Source organism: Streptomyces sp. NPDC101132 (assembly GCF_044759225.1).
Taxonomy (GTDB): domain Bacteria; phylum Actinomycetota; class Actinomycetes; order Streptomycetales; family Streptomycetaceae; genus Streptomyces.
Genome location: NZ_JBIVYX010000001.1, coordinates 387,003 through 413,657, shown reverse-complemented (window position 1 = coordinate 413,657; position 26,655 = coordinate 387,003). Strand labels below are relative to the sequence as shown.

Annotated in this window: 20 protein-coding genes and 5 riboswitches; of the genes, 12 read left to right on the top strand and 8 right to left on the bottom strand. The window is 71.6% G+C overall.

Going from position 1 to position 26,655, the window contains the following annotated elements; translation table 11 throughout:
* Window positions 1-135: 135 nt before the first annotated feature.
* Genes ACIQUR_RS01995 through ACIQUR_RS01975 form a run of 5 tightly spaced genes read right to left on the bottom strand, consistent with a single transcriptional unit; the run spans window position 136 to window position 5,540 of the window.
* On the bottom strand, window positions 136-912 hold the full coding sequence (locus tag ACIQUR_RS01995) for an enoyl-CoA hydratase (RefSeq protein ID WP_403656745.1): 777 nt from the start codon (window positions 910-912) through the stop codon (window positions 136-138).
* Complete coding sequence (gene mmsB / locus ACIQUR_RS01990; protein WP_403656742.1) at window positions 909-1,811, bottom strand: 3-hydroxyisobutyrate dehydrogenase; 903 nt, start codon at window positions 1,809-1,811, stop codon at window positions 909-911. Before mmsB ends, ACIQUR_RS01995 begins: the two co-directional genes overlap by 4 nt.
* Window positions 1,808-2,893, bottom strand: a complete 1,086-nt coding sequence (locus ACIQUR_RS01985) for an enoyl-CoA hydratase/isomerase family protein (RefSeq protein ID WP_403656740.1) — start codon at window positions 2,891-2,893, stop codon at window positions 1,808-1,810. The genes mmsB and ACIQUR_RS01985 overlap by 4 nt, the downstream gene beginning before the upstream one ends.
* On the bottom strand, window positions 2,890-4,035 hold the full coding sequence (locus tag ACIQUR_RS01980) for an acyl-CoA dehydrogenase family protein (RefSeq protein ID WP_403656737.1): 1,146 nt from the start codon (window positions 4,033-4,035) through the stop codon (window positions 2,890-2,892). The genes ACIQUR_RS01985 and ACIQUR_RS01980 overlap by 4 nt, the downstream gene beginning before the upstream one ends.
* Before the next feature lie 5 nt (window positions 4,036-4,040).
* Window positions 4,041-5,540, bottom strand: a complete 1,500-nt coding sequence (locus ACIQUR_RS01975) for a CoA-acylating methylmalonate-semialdehyde dehydrogenase (RefSeq protein WP_403656734.1) — start codon at window positions 5,538-5,540, stop codon at window positions 4,041-4,043.
* Window positions 5,541-5,751: 211 nt separating this feature from the next.
* Window positions 5,752-5,937, bottom strand: a riboswitch (cobalamin riboswitch).
* A 48-nt stretch (window positions 5,938-5,985) separates the two neighbouring features.
* Here ACIQUR_RS01975 and ACIQUR_RS01970 point away from each other — a divergent pair.
* Window positions 5,986-6,900: a cobalamin-binding protein gene (locus tag ACIQUR_RS01970; RefSeq protein WP_403656731.1), complete on the top strand. Its 915-nt coding sequence runs from the start codon at window positions 5,986-5,988 to the stop codon at window positions 6,898-6,900.
* Between the two features lie 9 nt (window positions 6,901-6,909).
* On the opposite strand, the gene ACIQUR_RS01965 is transcribed toward ACIQUR_RS01970, so the two are convergent.
* On the bottom strand, window positions 6,910-8,313 hold the full coding sequence (locus ACIQUR_RS01965; RefSeq protein WP_403657951.1) for a short-chain fatty acyl-CoA regulator family protein: 1,404 nt from the start codon (window positions 8,311-8,313) through the stop codon (window positions 6,910-6,912).
* Between the two features lie 375 nt (window positions 8,314-8,688).
* On the opposite strand from ACIQUR_RS01965, the gene aceA reads away from it, so the two are divergent.
* The 3 genes from aceA to ACIQUR_RS01950 all read left to right on the top strand — a co-directional run bounded on the left by aceA (window position 8,689) and on the right by ACIQUR_RS01950 (window position 12,554).
* Window positions 8,689-9,978: an isocitrate lyase gene (aceA, locus tag ACIQUR_RS01960; protein ID WP_403656728.1), complete on the top strand. Its 1,290-nt coding sequence runs from the start codon at window positions 8,689-8,691 to the stop codon at window positions 9,976-9,978.
* Window positions 9,979-10,092: 114 nt separating this feature from the next.
* Window positions 10,093-11,685 (top strand): malate synthase A, encoded by a 1,593-nt coding sequence (aceB, locus tag ACIQUR_RS01955; protein WP_403656725.1) that lies wholly within the window; start codon window positions 10,093-10,095, stop codon window positions 11,683-11,685.
* Window positions 11,682-12,554 carry a 3-hydroxybutyryl-CoA dehydrogenase gene (locus tag ACIQUR_RS01950; RefSeq protein WP_403656722.1) on the top strand — a complete coding sequence of 291 codons (873 nt, stop codon included), beginning with the start codon at window positions 11,682-11,684 and terminating at the stop codon, window positions 12,552-12,554. The genes aceB and ACIQUR_RS01950 overlap by 4 nt, the downstream gene beginning before the upstream one ends.
* Before the next feature lie 147 nt (window positions 12,555-12,701).
* Here the strand turns inward: ACIQUR_RS01950 and ACIQUR_RS01945 are convergent, their stop codons facing one another.
* Window positions 12,702-12,998, bottom strand: coding sequence for a hypothetical protein (locus tag ACIQUR_RS01945; RefSeq protein ID WP_403656719.1), 297 nt, complete (start codon window positions 12,996-12,998; stop codon window positions 12,702-12,704).
* A gap of 285 nt (window positions 12,999-13,283) precedes the next feature.
* A riboswitch (cobalamin riboswitch) is annotated at window positions 13,284-13,426 on the top strand.
* 136 nt (window positions 13,427-13,562) lie between these two features.
* On the opposite strand from ACIQUR_RS01945, the gene ACIQUR_RS01940 reads away from it, so the two are divergent.
* A complete protein-coding gene (locus ACIQUR_RS01940; protein WP_403656716.1) occupies window positions 13,563-14,057 on the top strand; it encodes a DUF4430 domain-containing protein in 495 nt (164 codons plus the stop codon).
* Between the two features lie 62 nt (window positions 14,058-14,119).
* Here the strand turns inward: ACIQUR_RS01940 and ACIQUR_RS01935 are convergent, their stop codons facing one another.
* The gene (locus ACIQUR_RS01935; protein WP_403656713.1) at window positions 14,120-15,532 is read right to left on the bottom strand and encodes a hypothetical protein; all 1,413 of its coding nucleotides are present in this window, start codon (window positions 15,530-15,532) and stop codon (window positions 14,120-14,122) included.
* Window positions 15,533-15,643: 111 nt separating this feature from the next.
* A riboswitch (cobalamin riboswitch) is annotated at window positions 15,644-15,775 on the bottom strand.
* A 59-nt stretch (window positions 15,776-15,834) separates the two neighbouring features.
* A riboswitch (cobalamin riboswitch) is annotated at window positions 15,835-15,983 on the top strand.
* A 162-nt stretch (window positions 15,984-16,145) separates the two neighbouring features.
* Here ACIQUR_RS01935 and ACIQUR_RS01930 point away from each other — a divergent pair.
* The 7 genes from ACIQUR_RS01930 (at window position 16,146) to ACIQUR_RS01900 (ending at window position 26,655) form a co-directional block, all read left to right on the top strand.
* A complete protein-coding gene (locus ACIQUR_RS01930) occupies window positions 16,146-18,881 on the top strand; it encodes a prenyltransferase/squalene oxidase repeat-containing protein (protein ID WP_403657948.1) in 2,736 nt (911 codons plus the stop codon).
* The gene (locus tag ACIQUR_RS01925; RefSeq protein WP_403656710.1) at window positions 18,878-19,801 is read left to right on the top strand and encodes a hypothetical protein; all 924 of its coding nucleotides are present in this window, start codon (window positions 18,878-18,880) and stop codon (window positions 19,799-19,801) included. Before ACIQUR_RS01930 ends, ACIQUR_RS01925 begins: the two co-directional genes overlap by 4 nt.
* A 4-nt stretch (window positions 19,802-19,805) precedes the next feature.
* Complete coding sequence (locus ACIQUR_RS01920; protein ID WP_403656707.1) at window positions 19,806-20,993, top strand: energy-coupling factor transporter transmembrane component T; 1,188 nt, start codon at window positions 19,806-19,808, stop codon at window positions 20,991-20,993.
* The gene (locus ACIQUR_RS01915) at window positions 20,990-22,645 is read left to right on the top strand and encodes an ABC transporter ATP-binding protein (RefSeq protein ID WP_403656704.1); all 1,656 of its coding nucleotides are present in this window, start codon (window positions 20,990-20,992) and stop codon (window positions 22,643-22,645) included. Before ACIQUR_RS01920 ends, ACIQUR_RS01915 begins: the two co-directional genes overlap by 4 nt.
* Complete coding sequence (locus tag ACIQUR_RS01910; protein ID WP_403656701.1) at window positions 22,642-23,454, top strand: ECF transporter S component; 813 nt, start codon at window positions 22,642-22,644, stop codon at window positions 23,452-23,454. Before ACIQUR_RS01915 ends, ACIQUR_RS01910 begins: the two co-directional genes overlap by 4 nt.
* A gap of 138 nt (window positions 23,455-23,592) precedes the next feature.
* A riboswitch (cobalamin riboswitch) is annotated at window positions 23,593-23,727 on the top strand.
* Between the two features lie 357 nt (window positions 23,728-24,084).
* Window positions 24,085-24,633, top strand: coding sequence for a hypothetical protein (locus tag ACIQUR_RS01905; RefSeq protein ID WP_403656698.1), 549 nt, complete (start codon window positions 24,085-24,087; stop codon window positions 24,631-24,633).
* 366 nt (window positions 24,634-24,999) lie between these two features.
* Window positions 25,000-26,655 carry a 2Fe-2S iron-sulfur cluster-binding protein gene (locus tag ACIQUR_RS01900; RefSeq protein WP_403656695.1) on the top strand — a complete coding sequence of 552 codons (1,656 nt, stop codon included), beginning with the start codon at window positions 25,000-25,002 and terminating at the stop codon, window positions 26,653-26,655.

Here is a 26,655-nt window from a genome sequence, read left to right as displayed (position 1 = left end):
AGTCCCTGATCACAGCGGGTGTTCCGAGGCAGGAGACGGGTACGGCGTACGGTCCGCCCCGGCTTGGCGGGTCCGGGACGGACGCGCGGCGCCGCCGGGGACAGAGGTGGGATCCCCGGGGACGCCTGTTCTTGGTCAGCCGTGGGTGAAGTGCGGTGGACGCTTGGCGACGAAGGCGGACATGCCCTCCTTCTGGTCGGCCGTGGCGAACACCGCGTGGAAGAGGCGGCGTTCGAAGCGGACGCCTTCGGCGAGGGTGGTTTCGAAGGCGCGGTTCACGGATTCCTTGGCCATCATCGCGACCGGCTTGGACATCTCGGCGACGGTCGTGGCGACGGCGAGGGCCTCGTCGAGGAGGTCGTCGGCGGAGACGATCCGGGAGACCAGCCCGGCGCGTTCGGCCTCGGCGGCGCCCATGGTGCGCCCGGTCAGGCACAGTTCCATCGCCTTGGCCTTGCCGACGGCACGGGTGAGACGTTGGGAGCCGCCGATGCCGGGGATGACGCCGAGCTTGATCTCGGGCTGCCCGAACTTGGCGGTGTCGGCGGCGAGGAGGATGTCGCAGAGCATGGCCAGTTCGCAGCCGCCGCCGAGGGCGTAGCCGGACACGGCGGCGAGCGTGGGGGTGCGGACCTGGCCGAGGCGGTCCCAGGCGGTGAACCAGTCGGAGAGGTACATGTCCATGTAGGTCTGCGGGCGCATCTCCTTGATGTCAGCGCCTGCCGCGAAGGCCTTGGCCGAGCCGGTGAGGACGATGCAGCCGACCTCCGGGTCCCGGTCGAGCTCCTCGGTCGCGGCCACGACCTCGGTCATGACCTGGAGGTTGAGGGCGTTGAGGGCCTCGGGCCGGTTGAGGGTGAGGACGGCGACCCGGCCCTTGCGTTCCAGCAGGACGGTCTCGTACGCGGTCATGTGGTGGTTCCGTTCTGCGGTCGGAGGGTGCGGACGATGGCCGAGAAGTCGAGGCCGGCGCCTTCGTCGGCTGCGAACGCGGCGAACATCTCGGCGGCCTTGAGGCCCAGGGGCGCATCGACTCCGTTGGCCCGCAAGGCGTTGGCGGCGAGGCCGAGGTCCTTGGCCATCAGCGGGGCGGCGAAGCCGGGGCGGTAGTCGCGGTTGGCGGGGCTGGCCGGGACCGGTCCGGGGACGGGGCAGTTGACGGTGAGGGCCCAGCACTGGCCGGAGGCGGTGGAGGCGACGTCGTAGAGGGCCTGGTGGTCCAGGCCGAGGCTCTCGGCGAGGACGAACGCTTCGCTCACGCCGATCATCGAGACGGCGAGGATCATGTTGTTGCAGATCTTCGCGGCCTGGCCGGCGCCGGCGGCGCCGCAGCGCACGGCCCTCTTGCCCATGGCATCGAGCAGTGGTTCTGCGGCGGCGAATTCCGCGGGTCCTCCGCCCGCCATGAAGGTGAGGGTGGCCGCCTCGGCGCCCACGACTCCGCCGGAGACCGGGGCGTCCAGTGCGCGGTGCCCGGCCGCGACGACGGCCTCGTGCGCGGTGCGGGCGTCGGCGACGTCGATGGTGGAGCAGTCGATGAACAACGTGCCGGGCCGGGCCGCGGCCAGCAGTCCCCCTTCGCGGTAGAGGGCCAGGACGTGGCGGCCCGCCGGGAGCATGGTGATCACCACATCGGCTGCGGCGGCTGCCGCGGCCGCGGAGGCGGCGGGCTCGACCCCGGCCGTGGCGGCGGTGGCCAGCAGGTCGGGGACGAGGTCGAAGCCGAGGACGCGGTGTCCGGCCTTGACGAGGTTGGCGGCCATCGGGCCGCCCATGTGGCCGAGGCCGATGAACGCGACGGTGGTGCTCACCAGACGACCTCCTGGGACGTAGCGGCCGCGTCGAGCCGGAGCTCGTGCGCGTCGAGCAGGGCGAAGTACCGTTCCACGTCCGCGGGGGTGACGTCCTCCAGCGTGGCGGGCGTCCAGTGCGGGTCGCGGTCCTTGTCGACGACCTGGGCGCGGATGCCCTCCACGAGGTCGGGGGAGGCGAGTGCCGCGCAGGACACGCGGTACTCCTGTTCCAGCACCCGTTCCAGCGGTCCGAGGTGCCGGGCCCGGCGCAGCGCGGCCAGGGTGACCTTGACCGCCGTGGGGGACTTGGCCAGCAGGGTGCCGGCTGCGTCCTTCGCGGCGGGCTCGCCCGACGTCCGAAGCCGCGCGACGATCTCCTCGGCCGTGTCCGGGGCGTAGCAGTGGTCGATCCACTCGCGCGCCGTGCCCAGTTCGCCGGACGGTGGCTGCTTCACGTACCGCTCCAGTACGGCGTGTACCGGCTGGAGGGCCAGGTCCCGCACCAGGTCGGGCAGCGCCGACGAGGGCACGAAGTGGTCGGCGAGCCCGCACAGCAGGGCGTCGGCAGCGCCGACGGGTGCTCCCGTGAGCGCGAGGTGGGTGCCGAGCTCACCGGGGGCGAGGGCCAGGAGGTAGGTGCCGCCGACGTCGGGGACGAAGCCGATGCCGGTCTCGGGCATGGCGACCTTGGAGCGCTCGGTGACGATGCGGACGCTGCCGTGGGCCGAGACCCCGACCCCGCCGCCCATGACGATGCCGTCCATGAGGGCGACGTACGGCTTGGGGTAGCGGGCGATCAGGGCGTTGAGGCGGTACTCGTCGCGCCAGAAGTCCGCCGAGGCGGTACCGCCCGTGCGGGCGTCCTGGTAGATCGCACGGATGTCGCCGCCCGCGCACAGACCCCGTTCACCTGCGCCCTCGATGACGACCAGCTCGACCGAAGGGTCGTCTGCCCAGGCGGACAGCGCCTCTTCGATGTGCTGGACCATGGGGTGGCTGAGGGCGTTGAGTGCCTTGGGGCGGTTGAGGGTGATGTACGCGGCGTGGCCCTCGGTGCGCAGCAGGACGTGGTCCTCTGCGGTGGGGTTCTCGTTGGTCATCGCAGTGTCTCCGTGAGTCCGCGCGCGACGATGACGCGCATGACCTCGTTGGTGCCTTCCAGGATCTGGTGGACCCGCAGGTCGCGGACGATCTTCTCGATGCCGTACTCGCTGAGGTAGCCGTAGCCGCCGTGCAGTTGGAGGGCGGCGTCGGCCACCGCGTACCCGGTGTCGGTGGCGAAGCGCTTGGCCATCGCGCACAGGCGTGGGGCCAGCGGATCCCCGGTGTCGAGGGATTCGGCGGCCTGCCGGACCAGGGCGCGGGCGGCGGCGAGCTCGGTGGCCATGTCGGCCAGGCGGAACTGCAGGGCCTGGGCGTCCAGCAGCCTGGTTCCGAAGGCCTCGCGGTCGGCGAGGTAGGACAGTGAGCGGTCCAGGGCGCTCTGGGCGCCGCCGAGCGAGCAGGCGGCGATGCCGAGGCGGCCGCCGTTGAGGCCGTTCATGGCGATCCGGAAGCCGTCGCCCTCGGCGGCCAGTCGCCGGTCGGCGGGGATCCGGACCCCGTCGAGGATCACCTGGCGGGTGGGCTGGGCGTTCCAGCCCATCTTCCTTTCGTTGGGCCCGAACGAGACACCCGGATCCGCACGCTCGACGATGAAGGCGGAGATTCCTCCGGGGCCCGGTTCGCCTGTCCGTGCCATGACCAGGTAGAGGTCCGAGGCGCCGGCGCCGGAGATGAACTGCTTGACCCCGGTCAGGACGTAGTGGCCGTCCTGCCGCTCCGCGCGGGTGCGTAAGGCAGCGGCGTCCGAGCCCGCGCCGGGTTCGGTCAGGCAGTAGCTGGCCAGCGTCGCGGCGGAGCAGAGACCGGGCAGCCAGCGCTCGCGCTGGGCGTCGTCGCCATAGCGGTCGATCATCCAGGCGACCATGTTGTGGATGGAGAGGTAGCCGGCGATGGACGGGCAGCCGGTGGCCAGCGTCTCGAAGACGAGGACCCCGTCGGTACGGGTGAGTCCGCAGCCCCCGTGCTCCTCGCGTACGTACACGCCGGCCAGCCCCAGTCCGGCGGCTCGGCGGATGACGTCGACGGGGAAGTGCTTGTCCTGGTCCCAGGCCAGGGCGTGCGGGGCGAGCTGCTCCTGGGCGAAGTCGAGGGTGACCTCGGCGAGCGCGAGCTGGTCCTCGGTGAGGGTGGTGGTCACGGCGCTCACCCCATCGTCGGGATGGTGAAGCTCGCGCCCTCCTTGACCCCGGAGGGCCAGCGCGAGGTGACGGTCTTCGTACGGGTGTAGAAGCGGATCGAGTCCGGCCCGTGCTGGTTCAGGTCGCCGAATCCGGAGCGCTTCCAGCCGCCGAAGGTGTGGTAGGCGACGGGCACCGGGATGGGCACGTTGACGCCGACCATGCCGGTGTTGACCCGGCGGGTGAACTCGCGGGCGGTGTCACCGTCCCGGGTGAAGATGGCCACGCCGTTGCCGTACGGGTGCTCGCTCGGCAGGCGCAGCGCCTCCTCGAAGTCGGCGGCCCGGACGACCGACAGCACAGGGCCGAAGATCTCCTCGCGGTAGACGCGCATCTGCGGGGAGACCCGATCGAAGAGCGTGGCGCCCGCGAAGAAGCCGTTCTCGTGCCCGGGCAGGGTGAACCCCCGTCCGTCCACGACGAGTTCGGCGCCCTCGTTCACGCCGATGTCGACGTAGCGGTTCACCCGGTCCAGGGCGTCGCGGCTGACCAGGGGTCCGAAGTCCGCCTCGGGGTCGTCGGACCGGCCGATCCTCAGGGTCGAAAGCCGGTCCTTGAGCGCGGCGACCAGGCGGTCTGCGGTCTCCTCGCCGACGGGCACGGCGACGGAGATGGCCATGCAGCGTTCGCCGGCCGAGCCGTAGCCGGCGCCGATGAGGGCGTCGACGGCCTGGTCGAGGTCGGCGTCGGGCATCACGATCATGTGGTTCTTGGCTCCGCCGAAGCACTGGGCACGCTTGCCGTGGGCGGCGGCGGTGGCGTAGATGTGCGCGGCGATCGGGGTGGAGCCGACGAAGCCGAGGGCCTGGATGCGAGGGTCCTCGAGGAGGGTGTCAACGGCCTCCTTGCCGCCGTTGACGACGTTGAGTACGCCCGGCGGCAGCCCGGCCTCCAGGAACAGCTCCGCGAGGCGCAGCGGCACGGAAGGGTCACGTTCGGACGGCTTCAGGATGAACGCGTTCCCGCAGGCCAGGGCGGGGGCCGCCTGCCAGAGCGGAATCATGGCGGGGAAATTGAACGGGGTGATGCCGGCGACCACGCCGAGCGGGCTGCGCAGGGAGTGCACGTCGATGCCGGTGCCCGCGTTGTCGGTGAACTCGCCCTTCAGGAGGTGCGGGATCCCGGCTGCGAACTCCACCACCTCCAGGCCGCGTTGGAGGTCTCCATGGGCGTCGGCGACGGTCTTGCCGTGCTCGGCGGACAGCAGCCGGGCCAGGCTCTCGCGCTCGCCTTCGACGAGCTGGAGGAAACGCAGCAGCACCCGGGCCCGGCGCTGCGGGTTCCACTGGCCCCATTCCGCCTGCGCCTCCTCGGCGTTGACGATGGCGGCCTCGGTGTCGGCCCGCCCGGCCAGCGGTACGCGCGCCTGGACGGCGCCGGTGTTGGGGTCGTGCACGTCGGCGAAGAGCCCGGAGGTTCCGGTGGTGTGCTTTCCGCCGATGAAATGGGTGAGTTCACGGACCATGGATGCCTGCTCTCGTCAGGTTGGATCCGGGGATGGCACGGCAGGCCGACGCCCGCACCCGGTGGGGTGCCGCGCAGGGCATGCCGTGGGACGACGACGGCGTCAGGCCGTCGAAGAGCTATGTGAACGCGGGAGTCACCGCTCGCTCCGCCGGATCACCAGGGTCGTGGGTACGGACCGGTGCCATGCGTGTCTGCTCCATCCTCGTGGACAACACGGAACAACCCGCGGCCGGTATCCTGACTCCCGGATCTCCGCGTGCCGCCCGCCTTCCCGACAGTCCTCGTCAGTGGCGTGTGGATGGCAGCACACTCCCCGGTCACAGTGGCGGGACCGTGCCGGACTCACACCGGCTTCCCTGCACCGCGGACCTTGTGCCACGAACATATAGTTGGACGTCCTAGTAAGTCCAGACCCGCCACTCGGGCGGGCCTAGAGTCGCGGTATGCGCATCGTCTCCCTGCTTCCGGCGGCCACGGACATCGTGGCGGACCTCGGACTGGCCGCGGACCTGGTCGGACGCACCCACGAATGCGACTGGCCGCCCGCCGCCGTCGCCTCCGTGCCCGTCGTCACCCGCGCCGAATTCGCCGCGGACGACCTCAGCAGCCGGGAGATCTCCGAGGCGGTCGGCGGGGCCGCCCACTCCGGCTCCTCGCTCTACACCCTGGACACGGAGGCGCTCGCCGCGCTCGCACCGGACGTCCTGCTCACCCAGGACCTGTGCGACGTCTGCGCGGTGTCCTACGAAGGCGTCTCCCGCGCGGTGCGCGTCATGGATGCCGGTCCTCGGGTCCTCAGCCTGGAACCCAAGACCCTCGACGACGTGCTCGACTGCCTGGTCACCGTAGGGGACGTGCTCGGGGTGCGGGAGCGGGCCGAGCAGCGGCGCACCGAACTGCGCGGTCGGCTCGACGAGGTCCGCCGACTCACGCGGGGCAGGGCCAGGCCCCGGGTCGTCGCCATCGAATGGCTCGACCCGCTGTGGCCCGCAGGCCACTGGGTACCGGAACAGATCACTGCGGCCGGCGGGGAACCGCTGCTGGCCGAGCCCGGCGAGCACACCCAGCCGATGACCTGGGAGGCGGTCCGCGAGGCCAGTCCGGACGTGGTGCTCGTCCTGCCGTGCGGCTTCCCGCCCGAACGGACCATGGCGGAGATCGATCTGCTCACCGCGCTGCCGGGCTGGCAGGAGCTGCCCGCTGTGAGGGCCGGGGAGGTGTGGGTGCTGGACGGCCCGGCGTACTTCAACCGACCGGGTCCCCGCGTGGTCCGCGGCGCCGAGGTGCTCGCCCACGTGCTCCACGGAGTGCGGGCGGGGGACCCCGTGACCGAGGCGGAGGCCCGGCGGCTGGGCTGAGCCCGATCCTCAGTCCCGGCCTCGCGCCACGGGGTAGGGGACGAACGTGCTGCTGTTCTCGTCGACGGTCAGGGCCCGGCCCAGGGGTGGGACGGCGCGCTGGGGGCAGTCGAGGCGTTCGCAGAGCCGGCAGCCCATGCCGATGGGGGTGGCGGTGGAGGCGTTGCCGAGGTCGAGGCCGTCGGAGTAGACGAGCCGGTGCGCGTGCCGGATCTCGCAGCCGAGCCCGATGGCGAAGGTCTTGCCGGGTTCGCCCCAGCCTCCGCGGTGGCGGGTCACGGCCCGGGCGGTCCACAGGTACCGCTGTCCGTCGGGCATGGCGGCGACCTGGACGTGGATCCGGCTGGGCGCGGCGAAGGCCTCGTAGACGTTCCACAGCGGGCAGGTGCCGCCCGCGCGGGAGAAGTGGAATCCGGTGGCGGACTGCCGCTTGGACATGTTCCCGGCCCGGTCGACCCGGACGAAGGAGAACGGGACCCCGCGCAGCCTGGGGCGTTGCAGGGTGCTCAGGCGGTGGCAGACGGTTTCGTAGCCGAGGCCGAAGTGGTCGGTGAGGCGTTCGATGTCGTAGCGGAACTCCTCGGCGGCCGTGTGGAAGGCGCGGTACGGGAGGATCAGCGCGGCGGCGAAGTAGTTGGCGATGCCGATGCGCGCCAGGCCGTGGGCGGGGGAGCCAGCCGGGAAGTCCTCCGTGGCGAGCCGGTCCAGCTCGTCGCCGTACTCCAGCAGGGCGAGTTGCGTGGCCATGCGGAACGCCTGCTGGCCGGGGCGGAGCCGGCCCGACAGGTGCAGGACCCGTGTCCCCTCGTCGTAGTGGTGCAGCCGGTCGGAGTCCGAGGCGAGCCGGATCCCGTGCTGCTCGGTGAGACGGTTCGACAGCACCCGGACGACCTCTCCGGGGCGGACACCGATCTCTCGGGCGAGGGATTCGGCGGCGAGGTCGGTGTCGTGGAGGTAGTTCTGACGCCGGTAGAAGAACTCGCGGATCTCCTCGTGCGGTGAACGGGGCGCGGCCGGGCCCCCGTCCCTGCCGTCCGCGGTGTCAGCCAGCCGCTCCGCCAGGAGCTGGCTGCGCCGCCCCAGGTCCAGGAGGACGGAGGCCACCACGGGCATCCGGGTGGCGAGCTCGGCCAGGTCGGAGGGGGAGACCCGGGCCTCGGCGACCTCGTTCGCCAGAGCCTCGCGCAGGTCCGCGACGAGGCGGCTGGTGTCGCGTTCCGAGAAGAAGCCGGGGTCCACGCCGAACGCCTCGGTCAGCCGCAGCAGGACCGGCACGGTCAGCGGACGGGAGTCGTGCTCCATCTGGTTGAGATAACTGGGCGAGATGGCCAGAACGCGCGCCAGCTCCGCCTGGCTCATCCGGCGCTCCTCACGAAGGCGCCGCAACCGCGCACCCGCGTACGTCTTGCCCACCCGGTCTCCTTCGGCCTGCTTCGGCCTCAGATTACGCATGATCCCGTCGCTGTGAACCCTTCGCAAAGTTGGCAAATGTGCTGCAGAAGATTCGCAGAAGTTGGCAGACGTACCTCATTGATGGCACTGCGTGCCGCTGTCAGAGTCTGTCGTGCGGCCCGCCGGACCCCGGCAGCCTGGCAGACATGCCGGGCCCGACTCGCGCCCTGACGTCGGGAATCCGGCCAGTCCAACCAGGCTGACCTGCAGCATTGCTCAGCTGCTCCCCAGGTGGGGTCGGCGGCCCCGCCTCAGATCAAGGCACACAGTGCCACCTCCTGTCGTAAGCGTCGGGAGGTTGGCAGACCACGCGAACCCATGGAGACGGTGACGGTCATGGCAGACACCAACAGGACGAAGGCGGCGGCCGAGCAGCTCAAGCAGCGGTGGGCCGACGACCCGCGATGGGCGGGCATCGAGCGCACCTACACCGCCGAGGACGTCGTCCGACTCTCCGGCAGCGTCCGCGAGGAGCACACCCTCGCCCGCCGCGGCGCCGAGCGGCTGTGGCGTCAGCTCCACGACCTCGACTACGTCCACGCCCTGGGCGCGCTCACCGGCGGTCAGGCCGTGCAGCAGGTCCGAGCCGGGCTCCAGGCGATCTACCTGTCCGGCTGGCAGGTCGCCGCCGACGCCAACCAGGCCGGGCACACCTACCCCGACCAGTCCCTCTACCCGGTCAACTCCGTTCCCCAGGTGGTGCGTCGGATCAACAACGCGCTGCTGCGTGCCGACCAGATCGCCACCGCCGAGGGCGGCGCCGACACGACTGACTGGCTGGCCCCGATCGTCGCGGACGCGGAGGCCGGGTTCGGCGGGCCGTTGAACGCCTTCGAGCTGACCAAGGCGATGATCGCGGCGGGTGCGGCGGGCATCCACTACGAGGACCAGCTGGCCTCCGAGAAGAAGTGCGGCCACCTCGGCGGCAAGGTCCTCGTCCCCACCTCCCAGCACATCCGCACCCTCAACGCCGCACGTCTGGCCGCCGACATCGCGGACACCCCCACCCTGATCATCGCTCGTACCGACGCCCTCGCCGCGAACCTGCTGACCAGCGACGTCGACGAGCGCGACGCGCAGTTCTGCACCGGCGAGCGCACCGCCGAGGGCTTCTACCGCGTGCAGAACGGCATGGCCCCCGTCATCGCCCGCGGCCTCGCCTACGCCCCGTACGCCGACCTCATCTGGGTCGAGACCGGCACCCCCGACCTCGCCCAGGCCCGCGAGTTCGCCGAGGCCATCCACGCGCAGTACCCCGACCAGATGCTCGCCTACAACTGCTCGCCGTCCTTCAACTGGAAGGCCGCGCTGGACGACGATCAGATCGCCAAGTTCCAGCGCGAACTCGGCGCCATGGGCTACAAGTTCCAGTTCATCACGCTGGCGGGCTTCCACTCCCTCAACCACGGCATGTTCGACCTGGCCCGCGGCTACGCCGAACACGGCATGACCGCCTACGTCGACCTCCAGGAGCGGGAGTTCGCCGCCCAGCAGCACGGCTTCACCGCGGTCAAGCACCAGCGCGAGGTCGGCACCGGCTACTTCGACCTGGTCTCCACCGCCGTCAACCCGGCCTCTTCCACCACCGCCCTCGCCGGCTCCACGGAGGCAGAGCAGTTCCACTAGGACGCTCCGCCCCCTCCCGGCCCGGCTGTGGCCGGAGGCCCGTGTTCAGCGGGAGCCGGAGGACCGTCTCCGTCCGGCTCCCGCCCCACCCTCGTCGCCTCGTCAGGAGACCGTATGACCACCACCGCCACCACGCACCGGGTCCGGGTCCTTGCGGCACCCGGCGACCGCCACGACGAGATCCTCACCCCGGAGGCGCTCGACTTCATTGCATGCCTGGACGCGGCCTTCGGCCACCGCCGCGCCGACATCCTCAAGGAGCGGCTCCGCCGCAAGGACCGCCTCGTTTCGGGCTCCCCGCTGGACTTCTCCATCGCCACCGCCGCCGTCCGCGCCGACCCCGACTGGCGCGTGGCCCCGCCCGCCCCGGGCCTGGAGGACCGCAGGGTGGAGATCACCGGCCCTCCGGACCGCCGGATGACGGTCAACGCGCTCAACTCCGGTGCCCAGGTGTGGATGGCCGACTTCGAAGACGCCACCGCCCCCACTTGGAGCAACGTCATCGGCGGCCAGCTCAACCTGCTCGACGCGATCGAGCGCCGCATCGACTTCACCACGCCCGAGGGCAAGGTGTACCGCCTCGGCGAGGACCTGGCGACCATCGTGGTCCGCCCCCGCGGCTGGCACCTCCTCGAAGAGCACCTGGAGATCGACGGACGGCCCGTCCCCGCGTCGCTCGTGGACTTCGGCCTGTACTTCTTCCACTGCGCGCAGCGTCAGATCGACGCCGGACACGGCCCGTACTTCTACCTCCCCAAGCTGGAGAACGCGGGCGAGGCCCGCCTGTGGAACGACGTCTTCGTCCTCGCCCAGGAACTCCTCGGCATCCCGCGCGGCACGATCCGCGCCACCGTACTCATCGAGACCGTCACCGCGGCCTTCGAGATGGAGGAGATCCTCCACACCCTGCGGGAGCACAGCGCCGGCCTCAACGCCGGCCGCTGGGACTACCTCTTCAGCATCATCAAGACCTTCGGCCACCGCACCGACTTCCAGCTCCCCGACCGCGCCCAGGTCACGATGACCGCCCCCTTCATGCGCGCCTACACCGAACTCCTCGTCCGCACCTGCCACAAGCGCGGCGCGCACGCCATCGGCGGCATGGCCGCGCACGTGCCGGCCAAGGACCCCGACGTCAACGCAGCGGCCCTGGCCAAGGTCCGCCTGGACAAGGAACGCGAGGCCGAGGACGGCTTCGACGGCTCCTGGGTCGCCCACCCCGCGCTCGTCCCGGTCTGCCGCGAGGTCTTCGACGCCGTCCTCGAAGGCAGGTCCCACCAGCTCGACCGGACCCGCGAGGACGTACACGTCCGAGCCGCCGACCTGCTCTCCGTCCGCCGCATCAGCGCGCCGCCCACGGCGGAAGGGGTGCGCGCCAACGTCGCCATCTCGCTCCGATACTTCGAGGCCTGGCTGCGCGGCCAGGGGGCGGTCGCCCTGTACGGGCTGATGGAGGACGCGGCCACCGCCGAGATCGCCCGCGTCCAGCTCTGGCAGTGGCTGCGCCACCGCAGGATCGACCGGGACGCCCTGCTCACCGTGATCGACGAGGAATGCACCGCGCTCACCGCGGAGCGACCGTACGCACTCGTACCGGAGGCCAGGGCCGTACTGGAGCGGGTTGCCCTGGGGCGCGACCTGCCGGCCTTCTTCACTCCCGACACGTACAGCCGTCACCTGGTCCGCCGTGCGGAGGTGCGGTCATGAGCGCCGGTATCCGCAGGGTCGGGGTCGTGGGAGGCGGGCAGATGGGCGCCGGCATCGCCGAAGTCTGTGCCCGCGCCGGACTCGACACCGTCGTCTGCGAGGCCGACGGCACCGCCGCCCGGGCGGCCCGGGAACGCGTCGCCGTCTCCCTCGAGCGCGCCGTCCAGCGGGGCAAGCTCGACCGGATCTCCGCCGAGGACGCGCTCGCCCGCCTCGTCTTCACCGGCAGCCTCGACGACCTGGCTGACCGGCAGCTCGTCATCGAGGCCGTCACCGAGAACGCTGAGGTGAAGACGGAGACGTTCGCAGCCCTGGACAAGATCGTCGAGGACCGGGGGGCGATCCTCGCGACGAACACCTCCTCCCTTCCCGTCATGCGCCTGGGCATGGCCACCGGGCGGGCCGACCGGGTCGTCGGCCTGCACTTCTTCAACCCGGTGCCCGTGCTGCCGCTGGTGGAGGTCGTCTCCTCGCTGCACACCTCCCGGGAGACCGTGGAGACGGTGGAGGCCTTCGCCCGGGAGACCCTGGGCAAGACTGCGATCCGCTCGCAGGACCGGGCCGGTTTCGTCGTCAACGCCCTCCTCGTCCCGTACTTGCTGTCGGCGATCCGGATGGCCGAGTCCGGCTTCGCCACCCCGGCGGACGTCGACGCCGGCATGGAGCTCGGCTGCGCACACCCCATGGGCCCGCTGAAGCTGGCCGACCTCATCGGCCTCGACACGGTGTCCGCCATCGCGGAGTCGCTGTACGACGAGTTCAAGGAACCCCTCTACGCTCCGCCGCCGCTGCTGATGCGGATGGTGGAGGCAGGGCTGCTGGGCCGCAAGACGGGCCGGGGGTTCCACACCTACGACCGGGACTGCTGAGGGACCCGGTGCTGCGGCCGGGCTGAGGGGCCCGGCAGCGTGTGGTGGAAGGGGTGCGGCGGAGTGGTGTCCGCCGCACCCCCTTTCTCGGCTTGCCGTCGCCACTAAGCACTGCCCTGGCGCGCGGTTGTGCAGCCGCCTTGAGAGTCAGGTGCCGGAGTTGTCGACAAGACCCACGATATCGAGGAACTCGATTTGGGGCGGGACGCCATAGATTCCCGTCACCTTGTCGATGATCTGCTCCGTGAAGAAGGAGCGGCCCTTCTCCTCGTCATCCCACACATAGAAGTTCCTTGCCCGAACACCGTCTTCATCGAGCATGAAGCTCTTGAAGCGTAGGCCGGCCATGCCTTCGAACGGTCCGCGGAGTTCGTCGGCAATCCTTGCCAGAGTTGAACGATCGAACTTGTCGGTCTGCGTGAAAGTCACGAGCACGCCGATCATCGGGCTTCCAATCGATTGGGTGAGCAGCGGTCGATCGAGTGATGCTAGCGGCGGATCCTAGTACGTACAGCCGGAAATTCCGGCAATTGGGGCGCGAGTCGGAGATGCGGCTCTACGTCGGGGATACCGACCGGGAGCCGTCGGGATTTGCGAGCATGAAGCTCATTCGAACGAGTGGGTCATTTGGCTGCATCTCGCTCGCGACCCGCCTCGGCGCGGCCGAGTCGCTCAGCGCCCTTGCCACGTAAGGCGCTTGGCTGCCGGGTGTGCGCCCCGTACGATGCCACTGCCCGGCTCCGGCCGGGTCACAACCGAATGGCTGTGCGATCGGGGGAAGCCGGTGGGAATCCGGCGCTGACCTGCAACCGTGTGTGGCGCGCTGACCTGCGCCGCGAGTCGGGATGCCCGCCGCGCGGCAGCATCCGCTTCCACTGTCACGGTCTGCAGAGCGAAGCCCGGTACCGCCGGACCACCACGTCAGCGCGCTCGTCCGCCTGCCGCCGGTGGGACGTGCCGGTCGCGGGAGCCGCATCGGCCGACCGGACCGGTCAGAAAGGCCACCCCATGCGCCTGAGCCCCGCCCGCCGCGCCGCCGTCACCACGGCCGCCCTGGGACTCGCCCTCACCGGCCTCACCACCGTCCCGGCCGTCGCCCACGCCAAGCCGGTCAACACCAACGCCCCTGTCAAGGTCAACCTCACCGTGCAGGGGCCCGGCGGGCAGCTGTTCAAGGGGAAGATCACGACCAAGGGCCACGACGTGACCACCGCCACCGGCGGCACCCACAAGTGCGACGGCACCAACGGCGGCGCCAACCCGAGCAAGGTCCCCACCCCGACCGCCGCCCTGGACGACGCCGCCCGCCTGAACTACTTCGCCTGGGACGGCACCTGGTACGCCTCGTTCGACGACTTCTCCGTCGACACGATCAAGGGTGTCAGCGGCGGCGGCTCGGCCTACTGGAACATATCCGTCAACGGCACGCCCACCCCGGTCGGCGGCTGCCAGTTCAAGCTGAACGCGGGCGACCAGGTGTCGTTCGTCTGGACGTCCTTCTGATCCGAGCAGGTGCCGCACCACGGGCGGGGGAGCAGGACGCGTACCCCCGCCCGTCGCACGTCTCAGGCGCCCCAGCGCAGTGCGATGGTGTCGCCCACGTTGATCACCTTGTTGCGGGCGGCCCCGGCAAAGGCGGAGCCGTCCACGCTCACCTTCCAGGTGTTGGGGCCGCTGTTGGCCTTGCCGTTGACGGCAGTGATGGTGCCGGTGCCGGAGGACGGCGTCACGCTGGTGACACAGCCGGCCGGGGTGGCCGCCGTGGTTGCCGCGTTCAGGACGTCGCCGAGGGTGGTGGTCGTGCCGGTCGGGGTGAAGGAGACCGAGCAGACCTTCAGGCCGCCCGCGCCGTCGTCCACGGTGAGCGCCAGCTTGGTGGCGGTGCCCGAGGTGAACGTCGACTGGGCCACCCACTGCGGGGCGCCCGGGGTGACCGGGACGGGCGGGGCGGAGGTGAAGCCGCCGCTGGCGACCGCGCGCAGCGAGTCGATCGAGGCGTAGGCGGTGGGGCTGGTGTCGGCCGGCTTGTACTTGAAGCCGCCGCCGGGGTTGTACTGGTTGGCGATGAGGAAGTCGATCGGGGTCTTGCCTGCGGTGGTGAGGAAGTCGCCGGTCTGGGGGTTGATGTCGCAGGCGTTGAGGCCGGCGACGGCCCAGCCGTTGGAGCTGGTGTTGACGCCGTACATCGAGTTGAAGGCGCCCGAGGTGGTGACGAGCTTGCTCTTGAGGAAGTTCTTCGCCTGGACGACGTCGGTGTCGGTGTTCGGGACGCCGGAGGCGCACAGGGCGGCCATGGCGGCGCCGGTCATGTCGATGTCGCCGGGGGTGGCCAGGGCGGTCGGGTTGCCCTCGGCTTTGCCGTACTGCCAGCCGCCGTCGTTGTGCTGGTTGGCGCGGATACGGGCGACGAGCGAGTTGGTGAGGGCCTGCGGTATGCGGGCGCCGCCGGCCTGGGCCTTGGCGCCGCCGAGGGCGAGGGCGGCGAAGACGGTGCCGTTGAAGTTGGCGGAGGGGCCGAAGTAGCCGGGTTCGGCGGTCTGCCAGTAGGAGTAGATGTTCGCGATCAGGTTGCGGGAGGCGGAGACCCGGGCGGGGTCGATGCCAGCCGCGTACGCGTTGAGCGTGCCGCGCTCGTAGTCGGTCACGACAGGGGAGGCCGAGGGCCAGCCGGACGTGGAGAGCAGGTTGCGGTAGACGGTCCGGGCGTTCTTCGTGGTGTCCCCGCCCGGGGCGACGTCGACGACCGCGGTACCCGCGGCGGCGAAGGCGCTGAAGGCCCACTCGTTGGACAGTCCGGAACCGGCGTAGGAACCGTCAGCAGCCTGAAGGGACTTGAGGTAGGCCACACCGTTGGTCTTCGACGTGGCGATCTGGGCGGGCGTGGAGGTGGCCGCGGCGGGCACCACGGCGAGGGCGAACGCGCCGACTGCGGCAGGGACCGCGAGCGCGAGGCGGCGGGAGGTGAGGGAACGGTTCATGACCTGCTCCTGAGATCGGCGAACGCCGGCCGACCTCGCCAGGGGACCATGCGCGGACCGCCCGGCACGACCTGGCGAAGGGGCCGCCGTCCGGAACGCGTGGTACGGCTTCCTGATGCTTCGTCACCGCACGGGCATTCGGGCTCGGCACGGCGTCCGCCGTGCCACACCGCTGCGCGTCAGCCCCGGATTCTCACCGGATTCCCCCATGTGGCGCCCAGGACGCTACCCCAGTGATCAAGGGTCCGCCAGCGTGGCCCCAAGTGCCCTGGCTCGGCAGCTGGATGAGACGCATCCCACCTTGACGGTGCACTCGGGGCCGTGTTCCATGGCGGCTGACAAGTACTCAGCCCCAGGGGAAGCCGGTCGAATTCCGGCGCTGACCCGCAACCGTAGGCCCGGCGATCGTCCCGGGCGAGCCGGATTGCCTGTGGCCGTGTCATGAACGAAGAGCGCCGTCGCGGACTACGGCGTGGTCGTCACCGCCCCTGCGGATCTCGCGCACGGGGCGTCTCGCCACGACCCCGTCCGTCCGGCACCGACGAGGGGGCCGCGGGTGGAAACCGAACAGCAGGCAGGCCGGCACACGACCGCCAGACAACGACTGCTGTCCATGACGGCGGCGATGCTGCTCGTCTGCGGTGTGACCGTCGCCTTCCTCGCACCGTCCACGACGGCGACGGCCGACCCGGTCAAGGACTGCACGGCCACGGTCGGCGCGATCGTGGCCGTCGACTTCGGCCCGTTCGGCGGCAAGGTCGAGCGCGGCTGCGACACGACCCCGACCACCGGCTACGACCTGCTCCACGAAGCCGGCTTCACCACCACCGGCACCGTCCACGACGGCCCCGCCTTCATCTGTCGGATCGGCTACGGCTCCTTCAACTCCGGTACGCAGTACCCGACCCCGGACAAGGAGCCCTGCCAGCTCACCCCGCAGGCCTCCGCCTACTGGTCCTACTGGACCGCTTCGCCCGGCCAGACGGCCTGGACCTACAGCCCGCTCGGTGCCATGGCCCGCACCCCCAAGCCCGGGGACGTCGACGCCTGGGTCTTCGGCGGCACGGACGTCGGCGGCAGCACCGGCAAACCCACCTTCTCCCCGGACGACGTCCGCGCCGGCGGCGGGCCCTCGCCCAAGCCCACCGACACGAGCGGACCTGTTGTCCCGCCCGGCGCGGTCGACCTCCCCGCGGCCACCCGCTGGCTCACCGCACAGCTCAAGGACGGCGAACGCGTCGTCGACGAAGGCTCCGAGATCCCGAACCACTCCCTGACCGCCGAGACCGCCCTCGCCCTGGCCGCCGCCGCCCCGAAGAGCCCGGCGGCCGCGAAGGCAGCCGCCTTCCTGGCCCGGCCGGAGCACACCGACGCGTACGCCTACCCGTCCGGCAAGGACCAGGCGCCTGAAGCGCCGGCTGCGGCCCGGCTCGCCCTCGTGGCCGAGGCCACGGGCGGCAACCCCCGCGCCGTCGGCGGCCACGACCTCCTCGGCGACCTCCTCAAGCACGTCTGCACCAGCGGATCGGACGCCCCCACGCCCGTACCCGGCTGCACCGTCAAGGGCGACTTCCCCACCACCTCCGGCCAGGCCGAGGGCCAGGCCCTCGCCGTGATCGCCCTCCTCGGCGGCGACGTCCGCCCGCCCGCCGACGCCGTGGCCCGCCTCACCGACATGCAGTGCCAGGACGGCGGCTTCACCAGCATGCTCATCCGCCGCGGCGACGGCTGTGACAGCGAGCCCGGAGCCACCGGCCTCGCCGCCCTCGCCCTCCAGCGGGCCGGCGGCCACGAGGCGGAGGTGGCCAAGGCCCGCGACTTCCTGAAGAAGGCCCAGCTCGCGGACGGTGGCCTGCCCGCCGCCGCGTACGGCACGGTCGGCAGCGCCTACGCCACCGGCTTCGCCGCCCAGGCCCTGCGCCACCTCGGCGATCCCGGCCGGGCGGACGCGGCCGTCTCCTGGCTGTCCAAGCAGCAACTGCCCAGCGGCGCCTTCGCCTTCGAGGCCGGCGGCACCGACCCGCTGCTGTTCGCCACCGTCCCCGCCGTCATCGCCGGCGTCAAGAGCGACCTGGTCACCCTGACCACCAAACAGCCGGAGCCCTCGCCCTCCCCGACCGGTCCCACCACGGGCCCCACCACCGGCCCGACGCCCCGTCCCGAGGGCGGCCCGGACCTCACAAAGGGCTCGGCCTACCTCACCGACCCCACGAGGCTCCTCCAAGGCCACTACTACGAGAGCACTGCCGGCACCGGCTTCGCCGACTTCGGCCTGACCATCGACGGCGCGTACGCCCTGGCCGCCACCGGCGCCGACAACGCGGCCCTGCGCGGCATCGTCGACTTCCTCGACCACGGCGGCAAGGACGGCACCGGCCGGACCCTCGCCTCGTGGACCAACATCGGCACCAAGTACGCGGGCGGAGGCTCCCTCGGCAAGGCGGCGCTGCTCGCCGAGGCCGTAGGCCGCGACCCCCGCACCTTCGGCGGCCAGGACCTGATCGCCGCGCTCGCCAAGGCAGTCTGCCCGGCCAAGACCCCGGCGCCCGACCGCTCCTGCGCCGACAAGGGCGCCTACACCAACGCCACCTCCGTCTTCTCTCAGTCCCTGGGCGTCATCGCCCAGATCAGGGCGGGGGAGACCGCCGCCGCGGCCGAGCCCGTCGCCTACCTGAAGAGCCTCCAGAAGCCGTCGGGCGCCTGGGTCAGCCTCATCGGCGAGCCGAGCGGGGAGGAGGTGGACTCCACCGCCATCGCCGCGATGGCCCTCGACCTCCTGCCCGACCAGCAGTCCCAGGCGGCCGTCGACAAGGCCCTCGCGTGGCTCGCGGCCCAGCAGAAGCCCGACGGCGGCTTCCCCGGAGCCTCCGGCAACTCGGTCAACTCCGCCGCACTCGCCGTCCAGGGCCTCTCCCTCGACAGCACCACGTACAAGACGCAGATCACCAAGGCCCTGGCCTTCCTCACCTCCCAGCAGAACGGCGACGGCGGCTTCAACATCGCCAGGGACTCCCAGCCCGGCTCCGACCTGCGCGCCTCCACGCAGGCCGTCGGCGGCGCCACCGGCATCTCCTTCGGCACCCTCACCCGCAGCCTCGACGGCACCACCCCGCAGCCCACTCCCACCGGGTCGGCCCAGCCCTCCGGCACGCCCACCACCCCGAAGATCGTCACCCCCGGCGACAACGGCGGCGGATCCGGCGGCAGCGGCGGAGGGGGCGGGGGGCTCGCCCACACCGGTACGCAGGTGATCGGCATCGGCGGGGCGGCCGTACTCCTCACGCTCCTCGGCTACGGCTTCGTACGCGCTGCCCGTACCCGCCGCACGGCGAAGGGGGCCCACCAGTGACCGGCCGCCTCGCACGCGCCGTCGGCAACCTCGCGGCGGCCGTCGGATTGGCCCTGGCCTCTCTGACCGCCACCACTTCGCCGGCCGCAGCAGCACCGCAGCCCATGGGCCAGTGCACCACCTCCGCGGGCGTCGTCCTCGCGGTCGACTTCAGCCACTGGGGCGGTCCCGTGTATCGCTCCTGCGGCACCACGCCCACCACCGGCTACGAGCTCCTCAACCAGGGCGGCTGGGCCACCACCGGCACCGGCCACGACGGCCCCGCCTTCATCTGCCGCATCGGCTACAGCGGCCACCAGGGCGGCAAGCAGTACCCGACCCCGGCGCAGGAGGACTGCGTCCTCACACCGCCGGCCTCGGCGTACTGGTCGTACTGGCACGCCGACCCGGGACAGAACACCTGGACCTACAGCCAGCTCGGCGCCATGCTCTACAAGCCCAAGCCGGGCAGCGTGGACCTGTGGATCTTCGGCGCCACCAACATCGAGGGCACGGAGGGCAAGCCCACCGTCACCCCCGAGCAGCTGCGCGCCCACAACGCCAAGCCCACCGGCGGCAGCGAGCCCCAGCCCAAGGACACCCGGACCGCCGCGCCGGTCCCGCCCGGTACCAAAACTGGCCCGAAGCCGGAACAGCCGACGTCTGCGCCTCCCGCGCAGTCCCCGTCACCGACGACTCCGGCAGCGAGCCCCAGCCCCTCGGCCACCCTGTCGCCGAGCGCGCCCGCCTCCGCGACCCCGCCCGGTGTCGCCGCAGCGCCTGCGCCCAGCACCGGTCCCAAGGTCGTCGACGCGGCCCCGGCCGCAGACGCCGAACACGACACCGGCTCCTACCTGCCGGCAGTGGCGACCGGCGCCCTCGTCCTGCTCATCGGCGGGGCGGCCGTCTACGCGGCGAAGCGCCGTCGTCGTACGGAGTAGCGGCGTGGCACGTACCCTGCCCGAGGCGATATCGACGCCGCCCGTGTCCGGCCCGGCGCCGGACGCGGGCGGCCGCCGCCTGCCCCGCACCTTGCACCCCGTGGCCTGGTGGATCTGGGCCCTCGCCCTGGCCACCGCCGTCAGCCGGACCAACAACCCGCTCCTGCTGTTCCTGGTCCTGGCCGTCCTCGGCTACGTCATCACCATGCGCCGCACCGAAGCCCCCTGGGCCCGCGGCTTCAAGTACTACCTCTACCTGGCGCTGACCGTCGTCACGATCCGCGTCGCCTTCCGGGCCGTCTTCGCCACCGGCATCACCCCGCACGACCACTTCCTCTTCTCCCTCCCGCACATCCCCACCCCCGACTGGTACGCCGGCATCCAGCTCGGCGGCCCGGTGTCGCTGGAGGCGCTGCTCTCCGCCGCCACTGACGGCCTGCGCCTGGCCTGCATGCTGTGCTGCATCGGCGCCGCCAACACCCTCGCCAACCCCAAACGGGCCCTGCGCGTCCTGCCCGGCGCCCTGTACGAACTCGGCGTCGCCGTCACCGTGTCGATCAGCGTCGCCCCCCAGCTCGTCCAGAGCGTCCAGCGCGTCCACCGCGCCCGGCGGCTGCGGGCCGGCCGCAGCAAGGGCCTGCGGGCGCTGCGCGGGATCGTCGTCCCCGTCCTGGAAGACGCCCTCGAACGATCCCTTCGCCTGGCCGCCGCCATGGACTCGCGCGGCTACGGCCGGGCCGGCACCGCCACCCGCCGCTCCCGCCGGATCACCGGCGTACTGATGCTGCTGGGCATGTGCGGGATGTGCGCCGGAGCGTACGGCCTCCTGGACGCCACCGCCCCGAAGCTGCTGGGCCTGCCCGCCATGGGCGTCGGGGCGCTGCTCTGTGTGGCCGGACTGCGCCTCGGCGGCCGACGCATCACGCGTACCACCTACCGGCCCGACCCCTGGCTCTTCCCCGAGTGGGCGGTCGCCGGCTGCGGAGTCCTCTCCGCCGTCCTGCTCTTCAGCAACGCCGGGTTCAACGCGGCCGAACTGAACCCGTCGATCTACCCACTCAGCTGGCCCACGCTCCCGCTCGTCCCCGCCGCCGCCATCCTTCTCGCGGGCGCCGCCGGCTTCCTGGCGCCACCCCCGGCGTCCCGCCACACACCCCCCGTCCCCGCACCGCGCACCGAGGCAGCCACGTGATCACCTTCGACCAGGTCTCCGTCCAGTACGACGACACCGCCGAACCCGTGATCAGGGACGTGGACCTGACCGTCGAGGAAGGCGAACTCTGCCTCGTCGTCGGCCACACCGGCGTCGGCAAGTCCACCCTCCTCGGCGCCGTCAACGGCCTCGTCCCGCACTTCACCGGCGGCACCCTGTACGGCCGTGTCCTCGTAGACGGCCGCAACACCGCCGACCACCCACCCCGCGAACTCGCCGACGTCGTGGGCGTCGTCGGCCAGGACCCCCTCGACGGCTTCGTCACCGACACCGTCGAGGAGGAACTCGCCTACACCATGGAACAGCTGGCGGTACCGCCCGCGACCATGCGCAAACGCGTCGAGGAAACCCTCGACCTCCTCGGCCTGGCCGACCTGCGCCACCGCGCTCTCCACGAGCTCTCCGGCGGGCAGCAGCAGCGCGTCGCCATCGGCTCCGTCCTCACCGCGCACCCCCGGATCGTCGTCCTGGACGAACCCACCTCCGCCCTCGACCCGACCGCCGCCGAGGAGGTCCTGGCCGCCGTCACCCGCCTTGTCCACGACCTCGGCGTCACGGTCCTCCTCGCCGAACACCGCCTGGAGCGCGTGGTCCAGTACGCCGACCGCGTCATCCACCTGCCCGGCGACGGTCGCGTCGTCTCGGGCCCGCCCGCGGAGGTCTTCCGTACAACGTCCATCGCGCCGCCGATCGTGGAGCTCGGCCGTGCCGCGGGCTGGGACCCGCTGCCCCTGTCGATCCGCGACGCCCGCCGCGCCGCCGCCCCCGTACGCGCCCGCCTGGCCGGCACGGCCGCCGGGCTGGCCCGCCCCCTGACCGCATCGGACCGGCCCACTCTCCTGACCGCCCGCGGCGTGACCGTGAGCTACCACGGCGTACCGGCGGTACGCGAGGTGGACCTCACCCTGCACGGTGGCGAGGTGACCGCGCTCATGGGCCGCAACGGCTCCGGCAAGTCCTCCCTGATGTGGGCCCTCCAGGGGTCGGGACCCCGTACCGCGGGCTCGGTGGGCATACCGTCGGGCACGGGGAAACCGGCCGATCCTCGCAAGCTTCCCGCCGCCGAGGCGCGAGGGCTCGTCGGTCTGGTCCCGCAAACGCCCACCGACCTGCTGTACCTGGAGACGGTGAAGCAGGAACTCGAGCAGGCGGACGCCGAGTCGGCAGTGACCGCGAACGGAACCACGGCCCGCTCGCTCCTGGACCGCCTGGCACCCGGCATCCCCGACACCACCCATCCGCGCGACCTCTCCGAGGGACAGAAGCTCGCCCTGGTCCTCGCCATCCAACTAGCTGCGGCCCCGGACGTCCTGCTCCTCGACGAGCCGACTCGCGGGTTGGACTACCGGGCCAAGGAGCAGCTGATCAGGATCGTCGACGACCTGGCCGCCGAAGGCCGGGCCGTCGTCATCTCCACCCACGACGTCGAGTTCGTCGCCCGGGCCGCCGACCGCGTCGTGGTCATGGCCGAAGGCGACATCGTGGCCGACGGCCCCACCGCCGAGGTCATCGTCGCCTCACCGGTCTTCGCCCCGCAGACCGCGAAGATCCTCGCACCGCTCCCGTACCTCACCGTCGCCCAGGCGGTCGACGCCCTGACCGCCGACGACGGAACGGACACGGCCACATGACCGCGCTCAGCCCCGCCATCCGCATCGGCCCGCGGGCCGCCCTGGTCATCGCCCTGGCCGCCTTCCTCGGGGTCGTGGCCTTCTTCTGGCCGTTCCTCGTCGCCCCGGGGAAGTTCGGCTCGAACTACGCCCCGCCGCTCATCTTTGCCGTACTGCTGGTGATCGTCCTCTCCGTCGTCATCTCGGAGATCGCCGAGGGCGGCATCAACTCCAAGGCCCTCGCCATGCTCGGCGTGCTGTCCGCGGTCAACGCCGCCATCCGCCCCCTGGGCGCCGGCACCGCGGGCATCGAGACCGTCTTCTTCATCCTCGTCCTCGCCGGCCGCGTCTTCGGACCGGGCTTCGGCTTCACCCTGGGCTGCACCTCGCTCTTCGCCTCCGCGCTGATCACCGGCGGGGTCGGGCCCTGGATGCCGTACCAGATGTTCGGCTGCGCCTTCGTCGGCATGCTCGCCGGCCTCCTGCCCAAGGCCACCGGCCGCCGCGAGGTCCTCATGCTCGCCGCATACGGCTCGGTCTCCGGGTACCTCTTCGGGTTCCTCCTCAACCTCTCCTTCTGGCCCTTCTCCCTCGACCCCAACAGCTCCATCGCGTACCTGCCCGGTCTGCCCTTCACCGAGCAGTTCCAGCGCTACCTCGCCTTCGACCTGGCGACCTCCCTTGGCTGGGACACCGGTCGCGCGGCCACCAACCTGGTCTGCATCCTGCTGGCCGGACCGGCCGTCCTCACGGTCTTCCGCCGCGCCGCTCGCAAGGCACGCTTCCAGGCCCCGGTCCGCTTCGACCGCACCGGCGGGCACAAGACGTGAGCCGGGTCGGGCTCACCCTCTGTCTCTGGACCGCGGCCTTGCTGCGCTCCGTCGCCCACGCGGGGCGCACGCGGGTAGTTAGTGTGATGAATGGCGCCCCTGTGCGCCCTTGGCTGAAACCAGCGCTGCCCAGTACGTTTTCCCTGTTCATGTGACAGCGCGCGGAAGTCCGGTGCAACTCCGGCACGGTCGCGCCACTGTGTACCGGGAACGGGCCCCACGGGCTTACGTGATCGGTGAGTCAGACCCCGCGCTGTCGCACATGCTCCGCCGAATGGGACGCGTGTTCCCCAGGGAGGTCCACTGTGCCGCAGCTCACCGCTGCCAGAGGCATTCGCCCCACCCCGTTCTCGGGCGGGGGTGCGCTCGTTGCGCCCGTACGTGACGGGCTGCGCAAGCCCGGCCTCCCCTGTCTGTGAGCGACGCGGCGGGGGCCCTGGCGCCCAGCCGTGCACGCACCAACGATGGCCGGAGGCAGGCACCCGCTGCTTGACGCGACGCCAATCAGGCGCACCTGGCGGCTGGTTCCTTCTTGGTCCCGCACCCTGACGCCGGGCCTAAGTACGTCCACTGCCTGAAGTCCCCGTCCGGGGTACTTGGGCATGTCCAGAACAAATCGGAGGAAGCTCCATGGAGCATCGCCATGCCGTCGCGCTGGCGGGTGCCGTTGTGGCAGTCGGGGTCTCGGGGGTCATCGCCGTGGCCGCTCTCACCGGCCAGTCGCCGCGGGCCGTCGAAGCCGAGCCGCCAGGGGTCCGGCCCGTGGTTCCCACCGAGCCGAGCCCGGTGCCGACGGTCGAGGTGACGCGGTACGTCGACATGCCTGCGCCGCCCTCTGGGAACGTCGTGCGGACAGTGGAAGTGCCGGCACGGTCCGACGCATCGGTGCCCAGGCCCGACAGCAGCCCGCGCAAGCCCGCCGTACCCCGTCCGCCCAGCAAGGGCGACAAGGGTGATCGCGAAGGCAAGCGCGACGTCCACGACGAGAACGACGAGGGCGAGCAGGGCGACAAGGGGAAGGTCGCCGACAGGGGCAAGCGCGGCAAGGTGGGGGAGGCCAAGCGCAAGGGTGTCAAGCGCGAGGACCCCGAGCCTGTAGGCCCCAAGCCCGCGAAGCGGTTCTCAGCCTCCCCAGGAGATCGCCGAACCCACGGTCACGGAGGCAAGGTTGACCACTGAGCCCGTCAAGAGGCGATGTCATCCGGCTGCGGTCTCGCGGATAGCGGTCTGCGGAGGCAGCGTGGCGGTCACGCTGCTCCTGGTCGCGGCGTTCGCCGCCGACGAGCGGGCGAAGGAGGAAGAGCGCCACCGGGCGGAGACGGAGCGGCGTGCAGCGCGGGAGCAGGCAGCTCGTCAGGCGCGTCCCGCTCCTCCTCCGGAGCCCCCCGTGCGCGTCGTCACGCTCATACGCCGGTACATGAACGATGCGCGGCCGCCTACACAGTTGGCGACCGTACCGCGCCCGTGAGCGACTTGGCCGGCGGGACGGCTTCGGCCCCGAACCCTGTGGCCTGCGTGCCGATGAACACGCATTCGACGAAAGGCATGACGATGGATCCCCAGCTGTGGTGGTACGTGGCCCGTGCCACCGGGCTGACCGCCTGGTGGTTGGTCTCCGCGGCGGTTCTGTGGGGGCTGCTCCTGTCCACCCGGGTCATGGGCGGCCGGCCCGCGCCGGCCTGGCTGCTGGACCTGCACCGCTGGCTGGCCGGGTTGTCCGTGTCCTTCACCGCGGTTCACCTGGCAGCACTCGTCCTCGAACCCCGTTACGCCTTCGGATGGGCCGAGTTGCTCGTACCGTTCGCCCGCGAGGCCAACCCGCTGGCACAGGCGTGTGGCGTGGTCGCCGTCTACCTCCTGGTCGCCGTCCACCTCACCTCGCTGCTCAAGAGCCGGCTGCCCGACCGGATGTGGCGTTACCTGCACCGCGCCGCCTTCGGGGTGTTCGCCTTGGCCACCGTGCATACGTTCACCGCGGGCAGTGATGCCGGCGCCCCCCTCGTGCGAGTGAGCGGAGCCCTCCTCGGGATGGCGTTCGTCTTCCTCCTCGTGTACCGGCTCGCCGCCGGGCGCCGGGCCGCCCGACCGGAGGGCCGGCCGCCCGCGACACAGCAGACGGCCCCCGCCGAGCCCTCAAGGCTGCGCGGCCCGCACGCCCTCACCGTCGCCGAAGTCCGGCGGGAGACGTCCGACACGGTGTCCGTCGCCTTCCGCGTGCCCGACGAACTCGCGCCGGAGTTCCGGTTCCGGCCCGGGCAGCACGTGATGCTCCACACCGTCCTCGACGGAACGGAGGTCCGACGCCCGTACTCGATCTGCAGCGGCATCACGGACGGGGAGCTGCGCGTCGCCGTCAAGGCACAGCCGCACGGCCGGATGTCGGGCTGGGTCAACACCACGCTGCGCGCCGGCGATCTGGTCAAGGTCGGTGTCCCGAGCGGACGTTTCGCGATCGACCTCAACCCTCTGCGCGAACGCCACGTCCTCGGCATCGCCGCCGGGAGCGGAATCACCCCGATCCTCTCCATCGTCAAGAGCGTCCTGGCGGTCGAACCGCGCAGCCGCTGCACACTCGTGTACGGGAACCGTGAGGCCGCCTCGACGATCTTCCGCGAGGAGCTGGACGGCCTGGAACAGCGGTACGGGGAGCGGCTGAGCGTCGTCCACGTACTCAGCCGGGCCCAGGTGCCGGACCCCCAGCGCCAAGGGCGGCTCACCGGCAACGCGTTCCGCGAACTGGCGAAGGCTCGAGGCATGGCCGATGGCGTTGAATCGGCCTACCTGTGCGGGCCGGCGGACCTGATCACCGAGATCCGCGGCACGCTCACCGGCCTGGGCCTGGCGGCGGACCGCATCCACAGCGAACGGTTCGCCGTCTCACCAGGCGCCCACCCGGCCGGCCCCGAGAAGGCCGCGACCGGAGAGCCCCGCGCGGTCACCGTCATCGAGCGGGGCACCAAGAACACGGTCACCGTCCAGTCGGCAGAGACCATCCTCGACGCCGGGCTGCGCGCGGGCCTGGACCTCCCCTACTCGTGCCGCGAAGGGATCTGCGGCACGTGCAGGGCCCGGCGTACCGGAGGCGAGGTCCGGCTCGACGACTGCGACCTCACGGACACGGAGATCGCGGCGGGCTACGTCCTCACCTGCCGGACTCACCCCCTCGCCGAAGGGATCACGATCGACTTCGACCAGGCGTGA